The following is a 14,616-nucleotide window of genomic DNA, read 5'->3' on the forward strand; positions in this document are numbered from 1 at the left end:
GACTCATCCACCACCCCAACGCAGGCTGGACCATCCGCCTCGGCACCGACCACCAACCCGACTTCATCCCCCCACGCAGCACCGACCCCCACCAACGACCCCGCCGCAACCTCTACCACCCACGCAAATAACACCCACAGCACGCCTCCCCAGCACCCGCTACTGCCCCCAGAGCCGGACCAGGGGCTACGTTCGGTGCCCCAGCAATCCTCTCGACCCCAAGGTCGTCACGGCCTGCCCACGCCGGGCACCGTGACCGGCAGGGTCAGGATCTCGCCCGTACGCGGACCGTTGTTCAGCCGCGCGAGGTTGTCGGTGATGCTGTCGGCGTTGCGCCATTCGGCCGTCATGATGAACAGCGTGCGCCGGTCCGGGCCGCCGAGCATCAACGCGAACGGGGCCCGGTCTTCCGGGAGCTCGACGCGATCCAGAACTTCGCCACCGTCCGCAACACGGACGAACGAGAACCCGCCCGTCGAGACCCAGACGGCGCCCTCGGCATCGAGGCAGATACCGTCCGGGCCAAGACCGGCGGCGAACACCCGCCGGTTGCGCAGCCCTCCATCCGCGTCGATGTCGAAGGCGGTGAGCCGGCCGGCGAACGACTCCGAAATGATCAGCGTCTCGCCGTCGGGGGTGATGGCCATACCGTTGGGAAACTCGATGTCACCCGCGACCTGGCGTATTTCGCCGTCCGGTGTGACCAGTTTGATGTAACCGGGGGTGGGTGCCCCGCCACCGGCGAAGTCGAAGTCGGCGCCGTTGACGTAGACGTGGCCGCGGCCATCCACCACGATCTCGTTGCACGGATGGTCGTCGAGAACGACCAGTGATCCGTCCGGCTCCTGACGCCGCAGCTGACCGCCGGTGATCAGTAAGCTGCCATCGGGCAGCCAGTCGATCGAGTACCCCATCGACCGGTCACCCGTGACGGACGCGACCTCCGGTTTGCCGTCGAGACTCACGGCCACGACCTGGCGGTCGATCCAGTTGCAGAACCACAACCGGCCATCATGCCAGCGCGGCGACTCGGGGATTCCCAAACCGGTCAGCAGAACCTCAGGCTTACGCATGTCTCCTCCTCCGTCCGCTCTCCACCTCCTACACGAACGGCAACCGGCCGGATCGACAACAGCCGCACACCCAGGCGAACCAGCGTCCACACGGCCGTTGCCGGCAGGGAGACGCTCATCGGCTCGGATCTGCGATGGCCGGTTCCGCTCCGGCGCAGCATCGGACCGGCTTGCCGCAGGTTCTCGGTCGACCGGCGCGGGACTCCAGGTAGCGTCGCTCGGCGATGCTGGCCGTGGCCTTCGCGGCGTCCCGCGATACAAGACGCCGGAAGGTGATCAAGGACTGCCCGGCGCCGACAGTGCAGGGACTGTGGTCTGCCACAATGTGCGGTGGCGCTGGGTGCGGGGATGATGACCCTGTGCCGCGTTCCGTTCTGGTGGTTGACGATCATGCCGAGTATCGGATCTCGGTGCGAGCGCTGCTGGAGGCGGACGGGTTCGTCGTGCTGGGTGAGGCCGGTACCGGGGCCGAGGCGATCCGCGCCGTCGGCAGGCTGAGCCCGGACGTCGTGCTGCTGGACGTCCGGCTTCCGGACATGGACGGGATCGCGGTAGCCGAGTCGGTGGCGCGAATGCCCGATCCGCCCGTGGTGGTGCTGGTGTCCAGCCGGGATGGAGCGGCTTACGGCCCTCGATTGGCGAATGCCCCGGTACGGGGATTTCTGGCCAAGATCGACGTGAGCGGCGCATCGTTGCGGCGACTGATCGGCTAGGTGTGTGGTGCGTCGGGCCCGGCTCGTGATCGCGGCCATCGGCATCGCCGGTGGCGCGATCGCTGATGCCTGGGCGTTCGACGTGGATCAGCCGTTGCTGTGGCTTCCCGATCTGGCCGTGGGTGTCGTCCTGTTCGTCGCCGGGGCGTCGCTGGTGGTCCGGGTTCGCGGCACGGGTCTCCTGCTGACCGCCACGGGTGTGGCGTGGTTCGCCGGGACGGTCGTGCCGGAGGCCACCTATTGGCATCGCGGGGTGCTGGTTCACCTGCTCGTCGCGTACCCGGGTGGGCGTTCCGCCTCCCGCGGCGGCTGGCTGGTCGTGGGGGTCGGCTACGCCGCCGCGGTGTCGAGCCCGATCTGGCGTGACCAGGCGACCAGCCTGGTCGCCGGCTGCATCGCGTTGGGCGTTTCAGCGGCGGGCCTGCGTCGGGCGCGCCTACGCGGGCAGCGCGTCCGGCAGGTCGCGTGCAAGGTCGGCACGGGTCTCGCCGCGGTGGTGGTGCTCGCCGCGGTGGCCTGTCTGGCGTGGCCGGCCGAGGCGGTGCTGCCGTCGCTGCTGGCGTACGAGGCGGCGCTCGTGGTCGCGGTCGGCATCCTCTGGACCGGTCTTCGTCCCGCCGCCGTCACCGCCGTCACCGACCTGGTCGTCGAGCTCGGGCGCATCCGGTCGGAACCGCTGCGCGACGCGCTGGCCGATCTGCTCGGCGACCCGGCCGTGCGACTCGGATATTGGGAGGCGTCCCGGGCGGCCTACATCGATGAGGCGGGCGGGGTGCTGAGCCCACCGGCCGCCGGCCGGCAGATGTTGACGAAAGTCGATCGCGAGGGTCGTCCGTTCGCGGCGTTGCTCCATGGCTCCCTCCGGGCGGACTCGACGATCGCCGAGGCGGTCGCCGCGGCCGGCCGGCTGACGTCGGCCCACGCCGTGTTGCAGGCGGGCATCCGAACGCGCGTCGCCGACGTGTCGGCGTCGCGTCGCCGGCTGCAGCGTGCGGTCGACGAGGAGCGGCGACGTCTGGAGCAGAGGCTGGCCACCACTGCCGAATCGCGTCTGGTCGGCATGTCGGCCGAGCTCCGCCGAATCCCGCGGTACGGCGATGCTCACCTGGCACGGGCGGTGGATCAGCTCGAGCGGACACTGGTCGACCTGCACGATGCAGCGCGCGGGTTGTACCCGCGCGAGCTCGCCGACGGTCTGTCCTCGGCGGTGGCGGCGCTGTCGAGTCGCTGTCCCGTTCCGGTGGAGGTCTCGGTGACGCGCCGGCGCTTCGACCCGGAGATCGAGATGGCCGTCTACTACCTGTGCGCCGAGGCCCTCACCAACGTGGCGAAACACGGCGCGGCGTCGGCGGCGCGGGTCGAGGCGGCGGTGCGGCTCGGGGCGCTGGTCGTCACGGTGGCCGACGACGGGGTGGGCGGCGCGGCAGTTGCCGGCGGAAGCGGCATCCGGGGTCTGATGGACCGGGTGGAATCCGTCGGCGGCACGTTGCGGGTCGACTCCGAGTCCGGAGCCGGCACGACACTGGCCGCCGAGTTTCCGCTCGGCGGCCAGCCTCGATGATGCGAGCACGGTTAGTCGATCTTCGTCCACGGCTCACCGCCGAAGAGCGTTCTCATCAGGGCGCCCGGGGTGGTGCCGTTGCCGGCTACGGTCGCGGTGAACCACAACTGGTCCTTGTCCAGCCGCCAGGTGGCGACGAAGATCTCGCGTCCGTCGGTTCCACCGCACCGGGATCGTCCTTCCGCCACCGTGATCGTGTCGCCCGCGATGCAATAGACGCCCGGGCCGACCGGATAGCCGCGTTGCTGGATGGTGAAGGCTCCCTTGTCGAAGGTCATCGTCCAGAGCCCGGCGTGGTCCTTGGCGTCACGTCCGTTGACCCCGCCGGCGAGCATCGCCTGTTCGGAAGCCTCTTTGCGATACGTGCCGTCGGGAAAGACGCTCGCAGCGGGCTGGGCGGACGCGGTGGCGGCGGCCGGAGGGCTGCAGGCGGCGACCGGCGGTGCCGGCTCCGTGCGTGCCGCGAGGCCGCGGATCGCGGTGATGAGCGCCGCGGTCTGGGAGTCCTTCTCCAGTTCGGCGTAGACGGGTTGTGCTTCGCGCCGGAACGCGGCGAGGTCGGCCGGCGCGGCCAGGACGACCGTGTGGCCGTTCTGGCAGAACTGCTTCGCCTCGTCGGCGGTGACGGGCATGGACCGCATTCCCCAGTCGCGGGTCGCGATCGCGGCCGCCCGCAGCAGTTCACGCTGTGTCTGGTCGAAGGCCGCGAATCTCTTGCTGTTGATGACCACCGAGTTGATTTTGGAGTACGGCGTGACGTTGCCGGTCGCGGTCGTCGCGTCATGCGGGACCAGTTCGAAGGAGGATTCGGCGCCCGCGAGTCGGGCCTCGGGTCCTTCGAGGTCGGTTGGCGTGGAGCCGAGGGCGCGGAACAGCGCGAAGCTCGTGTTGGAAAGCGGAACCCGGATGTTCACGCCGTGGAGGTCGGCCGGCGACAGCAAGGGCTTGCCGTAGCCGAAGATGTGGCGGGTGCTCTCGGGGATCAGGGCAAGGCCGGTGACACCTGCCCGGTCCAGCCCCGCGAGCATCTCGCCGGCCAGGTCCGCGGCCACCACCTGTTTCGCCAGGCCGTCGGAGTCCACCAGGAAGGGCGCCTGAAGAGCGCGCAGCGAAGTCACGTTCTCGGTGTCCCAGGTTCGGGTGGGGATCATTCCCATGTCCAGGTCGCCCTTCATGACCAGGTGGGCGACTGCCTGATCCCAGCCGGTGGCGACATCTGTTCCGGCCGCCTGCCAGACCGGCTCGACCCGGATCTGTCCGTGCGACCTCGTTCCCACCTGACGGGCGAACTCCTCGATCTCGCGGGACGAGGGCCGGCCGGGCTCGTCATTCGTCCCGATCCGCAGCGTCACGGGTGGCGAATTCCCGCCGGCTTTGCTGCGGGCCTTGTCGGTGCACCCGGACACGGCCAACACCGCCGCCGCTGCCGCGATCGCTACCATTTTCCGATCCAGTTGCCTCATCGTCCTGTCCTCTCCTGCGCACCATCGGGATGAGACCGACGTTAGGGAGGCAGCGGCGTTCGCACATCGCGGCTGGCACCAGTCCTGCCCGGCGAAATATCGTGGCTGGCCACAGTCGCCCCGGAACGCGGAAGCGGCGAGAATCGACCCATGCGTCGACGGGCATTTTCGACGGTACTCCTGGCCGTGTCAGGTGGCTGTTGGAGTGTCCTGACGATGGTTGCCCTCGCACACGACGGTGGTGTGGTGACGACGTACGCCGCCGCGTCCGCCGTGGCGGCCGCCGCCATCGTCGTTGCCGGGTTCGGGCTGGACGCCGCCGGATGGCTGGCCGTCCGCGACCCCGCGACCGGTTCGCTGTCCTCCCTCTGCGTCCTCGCCTCGGCGGCCTGGCTCGCTCCCGCGCTCGTCGGCTGGGAAGGCGGGCCGCCGCTCGCGCGAAGCATCGGCATCGTCGCGGCGCCCTTTCTCGTCCCGGTCCTCGCGCATATCGCGGTGGCTGCTCCGGCCGGGCGGGTGATCGGCGCCCCCCGGCGTATCGCGGTGGCGGCCGCGTACGGGCTCACCACGCTGGCCGGCTTCGGCTACGCGATCACATGGGACCCGTTTCGGGACCCGCGATGCTGGAGCGACTGCACCGACAACGCGTTCCTGCTCGCCGGGAGTCCGGGAGGAGCGCGAGTGATCGAGCAGGCCTGGCCGGCCACGGTCATGGTGATCGGCGTCGGCACGCTGATCGCGGTCACGTGGCAGCTCGCCACCGCGACGGCGATCGCCCGGGCCGTCGGATGGCCCATCATCCTGCCGGCCGCCCTCGCGTCCACCGCGGAGGCGGTGTACGCCGCGGCCCGCCTCGGCGGTCCGGCGGAGGACCCGGAACGCGACCTGTTCGCGGGACTGTTCCTGGCCCGTGCGGCTGCCCTCACGGCGCTCGCCGCCGGCGCGATCTGGTTCCTGTGGCAACGGCGGCGGCGCCGTGCCGCCTTCGTCACCCTGGTCAACGAGCTCGACGAACCGCGCGGCACCGGATCGCTGCAGGCGGCACTGTCGCGGCTGCTGGGCGACCCCTCGTTGACCGTCGCCTACTGGCTGCCCGGCGTCGAGCGGTACGTCGACCGATCGGGCCACGAGGTTCATCCGCGCGCCGGCGAGGGGCGGGCGTTGACATCCATCGTCCGCGACGGCACCCCGCTGGCGGTCGTCTCCCACGAACGGGACCTCATCGACGATCGCGCGCTGCGCCAGCAGATCGGATCCGCCGCCCTGCTCGCCATCGACAACGAGCGGCTCAGCGCCGAGCTGCTCGCCCATCTCGAGGACCTGCGCGCCTCTCAGCGGCGCATCATCACGGCCGCCGACTCGGCCCGCCGGAGCATCGAGCGCGACCTGCACGACGGTGCTCAGCAGCGGCTGTTGGCAGTCCTCTACGAACTCCGCCTGGCCCGATCGGACCCATCCGTCCACGGCGGGCAGGCGGCGGCGCTGGACGGACTGATCGACGCCGCGCAGCGATCCCTCGTCGACCTGCGCGACCTCGCCCACGGCATCTTCCCGGCCATCCTGGAAGAGTCCGGCCTCGAAGCCGCACTCTGGACGCTCGCCGATCAAGCCAGCACGGTGATCCAGATCGGCGCCATGCCCGACCGGCGGCTTCCGGCAGCAACCGAGCAGACGGCCTACCTCGTCGTGACCGAGTCTTTGGCGACGAACCGGCCCGCCGGCCTCACCGTCCACGCCGGCCTCACCGTCCACGCCGGCACGCTGGGCGACAGACTTGTGCTGCGGCTCGATGGCACGCAGGGCGCGCCGACGCAGTATCTCCTCGATCGGATCGGCGCTGCCGACGGCACCCTGATCTACGAGAACGGAACCCTGCGGGCGGAGATCCCATGCGGATAGCCGTCGCCGACGACTCCATGCTCACCCGGGAGGGCCTCGTCCACCTGCTCACCGGGCAGGGCCACGATGTCGTCGGTCAGGCGGACAACGCCGCGGAACTGGTGTCGATGGTTGACGTGTCGCGTCCCGACGTCGTCATCGTCGACATCCGCATGCCACCCACCCACACCGACGAAGGGCTGGTCGCGGCGCGACACATCCGCAGCGTGTACCCGCGGGTCGGCGTACTTGTCCTCTCCCAGTACGTCGAGCCCAGCTACGCCATGCGATTGATCGAGGACCGGCCCGGGGGCGTCGGATACCTCCTGAAGGACCGCGTCTTCGACGTCGCCGTGCTCGTCGACGCCCTCCGGCGCATCACCGAAGGGGAAACCGTCGTCGACCCCACGATCGTCTCCCGCCTCTTCCGCCGCCGCCGGACCGCCGATCCTCTCGACGCCCTCAGCAAGCGCGCCACCGAAGTCCTGGGCCTGGTCGCTGAGGGGTTGTCGAACCACGCCATCGCCGCCCGCCTCCACATCACCGAACGGACGGTCGAATCGCACATCACCAAGGCGTTCCTGCAACTCGGCCTCACCGACGACCCCGACTCACACCGGCGCGTGCTCGCCGTGCTTGCCTACCTGCGCCATCACGCCACGAAGCCTGGCCGAGAGGACATCTGATCCGGGTTGGCGATGGCGGCCGAGGTTGGCCGCCAGGCCGGCCCCGCGGGTGCCGGGTCACCGTCGGTGAGCCCGGCCCGGGTTCTCAGATACCGGCCATCGCGAGGTTGCGGGTGGTGATCGAGTCGCGCCAGCGGGCGGCGTCGTGGTCGATCACGGTGGCCGTCTTCTCGCTGCGCAGGTGGAGGATCGTGCACACGATCAGGGCGCTGATCAGGCCCACCGAGGCGGAGGCGTAGACCGCGGGCTGGGCCGTGCCGAGGCCGTAGACCAGCCACGACGCGCACGCGCCGGCGCCCATCCGCCAGCGCAGCGGGGACAGGCCGGAGAGGTCCTGATCACGGTCGCGCAGCAGGGCGAGCGGCTGGGGGATCGCCGACAGCACCGAGACGGCGGCCAGCACCAGGCCGAGCAGCGGGGCGACCTTCTCCGCCCGTACACCCGGAAGGGCCGCCGCCAGACCGCTCAGAAGGACCATCGTCAGGACGCCGGCGAAGGTGCCGGCGCTCAGCCGCAGCGCCCGGCCCGAGCGCAGCGCCGGCTGCGTCGCCAGCAGCGCCACCAGGATCGCCGAGGCCGCCGTGCCGGTCACCACGTTCGTGACGATCTGGATGCGCTCGCCGCTGAGCAGGCCGTAGGTGATCCACCCGAGCGGTAGCGCCACGCCCAGCGCGCTCGCGGTGGCGGACAGGCCGCCGGTGCGGCGCTGTACGCAGGACTTATAGACCTGGGGCCAGGACAGGGACATGGAGAGCGCGGCACCGAGGCAGCCGAGGGCGTGGGTAAGCATGATCCGTTTCCGGTCGGGGTCAGGGCCGAATGTCCCTTCGCCCGGTTGCCGCACGTCCTTACCGGGATCCCCGCGCTGCCACCGACCTGCAACCTTTCGCATTGGGCAACGAACGGCGCGAGGGGGTCACATCGGCGGCGAGCCATTTGGCACAGTGGACGGATGCTGACCGACGTGGACCTGCCCGCGCCCGGGCTGCTGTGGACCCGCTGGGCGACGCTTGCCGCGTCGCTGGCCGGCATCGGCTTCGCCGACGTCTGGTACGTCGACGAGCGCGGCGCCCACCACGACGATCATGGCGGCAGCTGGGCGCGGCTGGCGCTGCTCGACGGCGCGCGGGCGGTGCTGTTCGGCTATGACCGCGATCACAGTGCGACCGCCTCGGCCGAGCCGCCGATCGACCTGCTCACCGGCGCGCCCGGCTGGCTGCCCTGGGACGACCTGGCCGCGCTGGCCGAAGCCGACCGGCTCGGCTTCGTGGTCTGGCACGACCAGGGCCGCTGGTCGCGCTGCCGCTACCGGGACGGCGTCGCCGACGGCCTGGTCGACACGGTCGGCGCGGTGCTCAGCGGCGAGAACACGCTGCGCGAGCTCGGCGAGATCGTCCAGGAATGGGGGCAGCACACCCTGGCGACTCCCGCCGAGCGCGACGACGTGCGGCACGCGTCCGAGCGGCTGCTCTCGGCCGCGGTGCGCGGCGAGGTCAGCGGCGGCGCGTTCGAGCGGCTGCTGGGCCGGCTCACCGAGCCGCGGCTCGACCTGCGGGCGGCGCTGTTCGCGGCCGGCCGGGGCGGCATCACGTCCGGCACCCGCCCGCCGCGCATCGCGGCCGGCGAGCGGCCGCCGATACGCCGGGTGCGGCGCCTGAGCCAGAGCGAGCACGACCGCCTGGTGTGGGGCGCCATGCACGACGCCGACGAGCTGCGCCGGCCCGCTCCCCCGGCCACCGGCGAGCTGGACGCGCTGGCCGGCTGGATGCGCGAGCGGTCACCGTCCGGGGACGGGCGCTGCACGCTCCTCGCCTACGCCGACGCGGCCAGCATGAGCGTGCAGCCGGGCGACGGGCCGCCGGCCGACCGGCCCGGCGAGCAGCGCTTCCAGGCGTTCCACGAGCTGAACGGCCTGGTGCGCCGGCTGCGGCAGGCGGAGTCCGACCCGCGGTACGGCCGCTGGCTGTTCCTGCGGGTGCAGACCACGGCGTCGAGCGTGCAGATCGAGCGGCGGTACGACTCGTGGCCGCAGTGGTGGGCCGACGACGGCGTCTCCGGCCCGTGGCGTACGAATCTTCAGGAGGAGATGGACGCCCGCGCCCTGGCGTGGCGGCCCGGGTGGGTGCGCCTGCTCGACCCGGCGATCGCCTACAAGCCGGGCTAGGCCCTAGCGCCGCAGCATCTCGATCGCCTTGACCACGCGACGTTCGCGCGTCGAAGGGGTCTTGGCCGCGTTGATGGCGTCGACGTGCTGACGCTGGTGGGAATAGGAGAGCTTCTCCCAGGTGGCGCGGGCGGCGACATCGGAGTCGAGGGCCGCCCGAAGGTCGTCCGGCGTCTCGATCACCCGCGGGGCGGTGTCGAGCTCGATGTCGAGGTCGTAGACCTGGCCGCCCTCGATCTTGGCTGCGGTGCGGCGCTCGGCGCTGACGCCGAGCCAGTAGCCGCCGCCCATCTTGGCGATCGTCGAGCGGAACGTGAAGCCGTTCACGGTCGCGGCGACCTTGGGACGGCCGCCACCACCGAGCTCGTCCACCGCCGAGGAGGGGATCTCGAAGCCGGTCGTGTTGCCGCCGGTGCGCTGGAGCTCGATGGTCAGCCTCATGCCTCGTCCTCCGACAGGTCCAGGCCGTCCCGGTCGGCCCATTCCAGCAGCGTATCGAGCGAGAACGCCTCGTCGTCGATGGTCTTGTGCAGATCGCCGAGCTTGGCGAAGCGCGACGGCACGGTGAGCAGAGTGAATTCGCGCGGGTCGACATCGGGGATCTCGGACCACTCGATCGGGGTGGAGACCGTGCCGGTGGGCACGCCGCGCACCGAGTACGCGCTGGCGATCGTGTGGTCGCGCGCGTTCTGGTTGTAGTCGACGAACAGCTTCGACGGGTCGCGGTCCTTGCGCCACCAGGTGGTGGTCACGTCGTCGGGCGCGCGCCGCTCGACCTCGCGGGCGAACGCCAGGGCCGCCCGCCGCACCTCGCCGAACGGCCAGTCCGGCCGGATCCGCACGTAGACGTGCAGGCCGTGGCCGCCGGATGTCTTCGGATAGCCGGTGATGCCGAGTTCGTCGAGCACCTCGTGGGCCACGGCCGCGACCCGGCGAACCCGGTCGAACGGGCAGTCCGGCATCGGGTCGAGGTCGATGCGCCACTCGTCGGGCTTCTCGGTGTCGGCACGCCGCGAGTTCCACGGGTGGAACTCGACGGTCGACATCTGCACCGCCCAGATCACGTCGGCCAGCTTGGTGACGCACAGTTCGTCGGCGTGCCGGTTGTAGCGCGGGAACTTCACCCGGACCGTCTCGAGCCACGGCGGCGCGCCGTGCGGCACCCGCTTCTGGTGCACCTTCTCGCCGGCCAGGCCGTCGGGGAAGCGGTGCAGCATGCACGGGCGCTCGCGCAGCGCCCGGACGATGCCGTCGCCGACCGAGAGGTAGTAGTTGACCAGGTCGAGCTTGGTCAGGCCGAGGTCGGGAAAGTAGATCCGCCCCGGGTTGGAGACGCGGACCTCGTAGTCACCGACCTCGACCTGCGTCGAAGGGGACGCCATTGGCTCAACCTAGCCCAACCAGGCATCCTTCAGATCAACCATCAAGGTGTCCCGGGAGTCGAGCAGATCGAAAAGCGGACCGGTCCTCGGCAGTTCGTGGGTGATGAAGTAGCGCGCGGCCAGCCGCTTGCCCTCGTAGAAATCGCCCGATTTGTTCCCCGCGGCCCGCAGCTGCGAAAGCCAGAGCCACGCGATCACCAGGTGGCCGGCGGCGTCCAGGTAGGCGGTCGCGTTGGCGAGCGCGACGGTCGGGTCGCCGCCGGCCCAGAGCTTGGCGGTGGTGCGGGCCAGGCGGTCGGCCGCGGCCAGCACCGGCTCACCAAGATCGGCGGGGGCGTCGGCGGCCGTTTCGCGAATCTTGTCGAGAAGCAGGGCAAGGCCGGCGCCGTCACGCATCACGACCTTGCGGCCGAGCAGGTCGAGCGCCTGGATCCCGTCGGTGCCCTCGTGGATCGAGTTGAGCCGGTTGTCGCGGTAGAACTGCTCGACCGGGTACTCCCTGGTATAGCCGTACCCGCCGTGGATCTGGATCGCGTGGTCGTCGGCGAGCCGGCACCACTGCGACGGCCACGCCTTCACGATCGGCGTGAGCACATCGAGCAACAGGCCGTTCTCGGCCGACGGTTCGTCGAGGAGCTTCGCGGCGAAGAGCACAAGAGCGAGACCCCCTTCGACGTACGACTTGGAGGCGAGCAACATGCGGCGCACGTCGGGGTGGTCCACGATCGGGACGGGCGGGGCGGCCGGGTCCTTGGCGGCGACCGGACGGCCCTGCAGCCGCTCCCGGGCGTAGGCGAGGGCGTGCAGGTACCCGGTGTAGCCGAGCGCCACCGCGCCGGCGCCCACGCCGATCCGCGCCTCGTTCATCATGAGGAACATGTAGGCGAGGCCCTTGCCCTGTTCCCCGACCAGGTATCCGGTGGCGTCGTCGAAGGAGAGCACGGCGTTGGTGGTGCCGCGGTAGCCCATCTTGTGGTTGAGGCCGGCCAGCGCGACCCCGTTGCGCTCACCGACCGTGCCGTCGGCGGCGACCAGGTGCTTGGGCACGATGAACAGCGACAGGCCCTTCACGCCGGCCGGGGCGCCGGCTGCCCGGGCCAGCACGAGGTGCACGATCGTCTCGCTCAGCTCGTGGTCGCCGCCCGAGATCCACATCTTGGAGCCGGTGATCCGGTAGGTGCCGTCGCCCGCCGGGACCGCCCTGGTGGTCACCTCGCTCAGCGACGAGCCGGCCTGCGGCTCGGACAGGCACATCGTGCCGGTGAACCGGCCCTCGAGCATCGGCCGGACGTACGTGTCGATCTGTTCCTGGCTGCCGTGGGTGATCAGCAGATGTGCGTTCGCCATGGTCAGCATCGGGTACGACGAGGTGCCGATGTTCGCGGCCTGGAACCACAGGAAGCAGGCCCGGGCCACGACGACCGGCAGCTGGGAGCCGCCGAACCGCTCGTCCATGGTGGCCGCGGTCAGGCCGGCCTCGTTGAACGCCTTGAGCGCCGCCGCCACCTCGGGGATGACGTGCACCCGCTCGCCGTCGAAGGTCGGCTCCTCGAGATCGTTGCGGCGGTTGTGCGGGGCGAAGTCGCGCTCGGCGATGCGCGCGCAGACGTCGAGGAACGCGTCGAACGTCTCGCGCGAGTGTTCGGCGAACCGCTCCCGCGCGGTCAGCGTCTCGACGTCGAGCCACTCGTACAGAAGGAAGTCGAGGTCACGCCGGGACAGGATCCGGGACACGCGGTCACCGCCGTTCGCCAGTCGGAGGCAGGACCTCCAGTGTGCCCGCTCAGGGCTCCGCGCGGTGACGCCCGGCCCGGCCCGGCTTTCCGCCCGCGAGCGCCGGCCGGGTACGGGACTTCTTGATCGTGTACATGGCGTGGTCGGCCGCGCGCAGCGCCTCGTCGGGGTCGCAGGAGAGCGGCGCCAGGTGCACGCCGACGCTCGCGCCGATGCGTACCTCGGCGCCGTCGATCACGAACGGGGCCTCGACGGACTGGCGGATGCGGGCGCACATGGCCTCGGTGTCGGCCGGGTCGTACACGCCGGGCATGAGGACCACGAACTCGTCGCCGCCGACCCGGGAGAGCACGTCGTTCTCCCGTACGCATGAGCTGAGTCGCTGCGACACCTGGCGCAACAACTCGTCCCCGGCCTCGTGGCCGTGCGCGTCGTTGACCGGCTTGAAGCCGTCGAGGTCGACGAAGAGCACCGCCACGGCGTCGTCGCGCAGCGAGGCGCCCAGCACGTCCTGCATGCGCCGCCGGTTCGGCAGCCCGGTCAGCGCGTCGTGCGCCGCCTCGTGCGCCAGCCGCTCCTGGAAGGCGCGGGTGTCCGAGACGTCGCGGGCGTTGATCACCACGCCGTTCAGCGCCGGGTTGTGCATCTGGTTGGACGCGGTGAACTCGAACCAGCGGTAGTCGCCGCTGGCCGGCCGGATCCGGCATTGCAGGCGCATCACCGCGTCCCGCTCGGCCATCAGCTGCGAGAAGTGGTGCACCATGTACGGCCGGTCGTCCGGGTGCACGATGTCGAAGACGCTGGTGCCGACCAGAGCGCCGCTGCCGAAGCCGAGCACCGCGCCGGCGCTCGGGCTCGAGTACGCGATCTTCCCGTCCGCGTCGAGCACCGACACCAGGTCGGGGGCGTGCTGGAACAGCGCCTGGAACCGCTCGTCGTTGCGGCGGCGCTGCACCATCGTGCGGTAGCCGAGGATCGACACCGCGGTGACGCCGATCAGAATGATCGCGAGCAGCGTCATGTTCAGCGTCTGGCTCTTGCTGTGCACCGCGCCGTCGAACGACGACCTGGTCTGCACCCGCACGTACGCCCAGCCACCGGGGAGCTGACCGACCACCAGGGCGATCATCTTGGTGCTGCCGCTGGAGTACTCGAGGAACATGCCGCTGCGCGGCGCCTGTGCGATCGCCGCCCGGATCGCCGGGTCGATCTGCTTGCCGACGTTCTCGTCCTGGTCGGTGGAGCCGATGGTGCCGTTCGCGTCGACCACGCTGGTCGTGTGGGTGTCGTCCTTGAGCCCCTCGAGATACTTCTGCAACGGGGTGGAGGCGACCGCGTTCAGGCCGATCAGAACGCCGGCCGCGCTCGAGCCCACCACGATCGGCACGGCGACCGCCTGGAGGTGGACGCCGTCCACGGCCATCACCGCGGAGAAGCCGGCCTGACCGGCGGCGAGCAGGGTGCGCAGCGGCTTCCAGCCGGGGTCGGCGGCCGCCGGCAGCCCGTCGGTCCGGGTCGCGGTCAGCACGTCGCCGCTGAGGTCGGTGATCAGCGCGCCGTACCCGAAGGTGTCGCTCTTGGCGACCAGCGTGTTGAGCGTCTGCAGATCAGTCGGGCTGTTCTTGCCGAGGTGCAGCACGTGGTCGGTGAGGAAATCGGCCAGCTCGCCCGCGGTCAGCAGCTGAAGCTGGCGGGTGAGCGTGCCGTTGTTGACGGCGAGCGCCTGCGAGTCGGCCCGGTGCACAGTGTCGGCCGCGCGCAGCGCCGACCGGTTCACCAGGATGCCGATGGTGCCGGCCGCGGCGAGCAACAGCGCGCTGACCACCACGGCGATCCAGTTGCGTAGCCGCATGACTCACCCCTTCCTCCGGATGTCATCGGCACCGGGGCCGAAACCTTCAAGGAAAACGCGCCTCCTTAGGGGATTCCCCGGGAAGATCCCTTGCCACGCCCGCAAATGTC

12 protein-coding genes are annotated in these 14,616 nt (G+C 70.8%); 5 read left to right on the forward strand and 7 right to left on the reverse strand.

The genetic code is table 11. The features are described 5' to 3' along the window. Positions 1-227 precede the first annotated feature (227 nt). Positions 228-1,073, reverse strand: a complete 846-nt coding sequence (locus ACIA5D_RS00185; protein WP_396027621.1) for an SMP-30/gluconolactonase/LRE family protein — start codon at positions 1,071-1,073, stop codon at positions 228-230. Positions 1,074-1,297: 224 nt separating this feature from the next. On the opposite strand from ACIA5D_RS00185, the gene ACIA5D_RS00190 reads away from it, so the two are divergent. Continuing rightward, a complete protein-coding gene (locus tag ACIA5D_RS00190; RefSeq protein WP_396027622.1) occupies positions 1,298-1,786 on the forward strand; it encodes a response regulator transcription factor in 489 nt (162 codons plus the stop codon). A gap of 7 nt (positions 1,787-1,793) precedes the next feature. After that, a complete protein-coding gene (locus ACIA5D_RS00195) occupies positions 1,794-3,347 on the forward strand; it encodes a sensor histidine kinase (protein ID WP_396027623.1) in 1,554 nt (517 codons plus the stop codon). Between the two features lie 11 nt (positions 3,348-3,358). Here the strand turns inward: ACIA5D_RS00195 and ACIA5D_RS00200 are convergent, their stop codons facing one another. Beyond that, complete coding sequence (locus ACIA5D_RS00200) at positions 3,359-4,789, reverse strand: TRAP transporter substrate-binding protein (protein WP_396027624.1); 1,431 nt, start codon at positions 4,787-4,789, stop codon at positions 3,359-3,361. A 237-nt stretch (positions 4,790-5,026) separates the two neighbouring features. Here ACIA5D_RS00200 and ACIA5D_RS00205 point away from each other — a divergent pair, with 237 nt between their 5' ends. Beyond that, on the forward strand, positions 5,027-6,709 hold the full coding sequence (locus ACIA5D_RS00205) for a sensor histidine kinase (protein ID WP_396027625.1): 1,683 nt from the start codon (positions 5,027-5,029) through the stop codon (positions 6,707-6,709). Next, a complete protein-coding gene (locus ACIA5D_RS00210) occupies positions 6,700-7,374 on the forward strand; it encodes a response regulator (RefSeq protein ID WP_396027626.1) in 675 nt (224 codons plus the stop codon). Before ACIA5D_RS00205 ends, ACIA5D_RS00210 begins: the two co-directional genes overlap by 10 nt. 85 nt (positions 7,375-7,459) lie before the next feature. Here the strand turns inward: ACIA5D_RS00210 and ACIA5D_RS00215 are convergent, their stop codons facing one another. Continuing rightward, the gene (locus ACIA5D_RS00215; protein WP_396027627.1) at positions 7,460-8,164 is read right to left on the reverse strand and encodes a SemiSWEET transporter; all 705 of its coding nucleotides are present in this window, start codon (positions 8,162-8,164) and stop codon (positions 7,460-7,462) included. Positions 8,165-8,326: 162 nt separating this feature from the next. Between ACIA5D_RS00215 and ACIA5D_RS00220 the strand changes: the two genes are divergently transcribed. Then, entirely contained in the window at positions 8,327-9,538 is a 1,212-nt protein-coding gene (locus ACIA5D_RS00220) for a hypothetical protein (protein WP_396027628.1), read from the forward strand. Between the two features lie 3 nt (positions 9,539-9,541). On the opposite strand, the gene ACIA5D_RS00225 is transcribed toward ACIA5D_RS00220, so the two are convergent. Genes ACIA5D_RS00225 through ACIA5D_RS00240 form a run of 4 tightly spaced genes read right to left on the reverse strand, consistent with a single transcriptional unit; the run spans position 9,542 to position 14,506 of the window. After that, a complete protein-coding gene (locus ACIA5D_RS00225) occupies positions 9,542-9,979 on the reverse strand; it encodes a YdeI/OmpD-associated family protein (protein ID WP_396027629.1) in 438 nt (145 codons plus the stop codon). Further along, positions 9,976-10,920 (reverse strand): non-homologous end-joining DNA ligase, encoded by a 945-nt coding sequence (gene ligD, locus ACIA5D_RS00230; protein WP_396027630.1) that lies wholly within the window; start codon positions 10,918-10,920, stop codon positions 9,976-9,978. Before ligD ends, ACIA5D_RS00225 begins: the two co-directional genes overlap by 4 nt. A gap of 9 nt (positions 10,921-10,929) precedes the next feature. Beyond that, on the reverse strand, positions 10,930-12,654 hold the full coding sequence (locus ACIA5D_RS00235) for an acyl-CoA dehydrogenase (RefSeq protein WP_396027631.1): 1,725 nt from the start codon (positions 12,652-12,654) through the stop codon (positions 10,930-10,932). Between the two features lie 49 nt (positions 12,655-12,703). Continuing rightward, a complete protein-coding gene (locus tag ACIA5D_RS00240) occupies positions 12,704-14,506 on the reverse strand; it encodes a diguanylate cyclase domain-containing protein (protein WP_396027632.1) in 1,803 nt (600 codons plus the stop codon). Positions 14,507-14,616 lie beyond the last annotated feature (110 nt).

The organism is Actinoplanes sp. NPDC051513 (genome assembly GCF_044454685.1).
Taxonomy (GTDB): Bacteria; Actinomycetota; Actinomycetes; order Mycobacteriales; family Micromonosporaceae; genus Actinoplanes.

Bases quoted from the DNA above. Each gene is read 5' to 3' on its own strand.
- ACIA5D_RS00185 (WP_396027621.1), bottom strand. From the start codon at position 1,073: ATGCGTAAGCCTGAGGTTCTGCTGACCGGTTTGGGAATCCCCGAGTCG.
- ACIA5D_RS00190 (WP_396027622.1), top strand. From the start codon at position 1,298: ATGCTGGCCGTGGCCTTCGCGGCGTCCCGCGATACAAGACGCCGGAAG.
- ACIA5D_RS00200 (WP_396027624.1), bottom strand. From the start codon at position 4,789: ATGGTAGCGATCGCGGCAGCGGCGGCGGTGTTGGCCGTGTCCGGGTGC.
- ACIA5D_RS00205 (WP_396027625.1), top strand. From the start codon at position 5,027: ATGGTTGCCCTCGCACACGACGGTGGTGTGGTGACGACGTACGCCGCC.
- ACIA5D_RS00210 (WP_396027626.1), top strand. From the start codon at position 6,700: ATGCGGATAGCCGTCGCCGACGACTCCATGCTCACCCGGGAGGGCCTC.
- ACIA5D_RS00215 (WP_396027627.1), bottom strand. From the start codon at position 8,164: ATGCTTACCCACGCCCTCGGCTGCCTCGGTGCCGCGCTCTCCATGTCC.
- ACIA5D_RS00220 (WP_396027628.1), top strand. From the start codon at position 8,327: ATGCTGACCGACGTGGACCTGCCCGCGCCCGGGCTGCTGTGGACCCGC.
- ACIA5D_RS00225 (WP_396027629.1), bottom strand. From the start codon at position 9,979: ATGAGGCTGACCATCGAGCTCCAGCGCACCGGCGGCAACACGACCGGC.
- ligD (WP_396027630.1), bottom strand. From the start codon at position 10,920: ATGGCGTCCCCTTCGACGCAGGTCGAGGTCGGTGACTACGAGGTCCGC.
- ACIA5D_RS00240 (WP_396027632.1), bottom strand. From the start codon at position 14,506: ATGCGGCTACGCAACTGGATCGCCGTGGTGGTCAGCGCGCTGTTGCTC.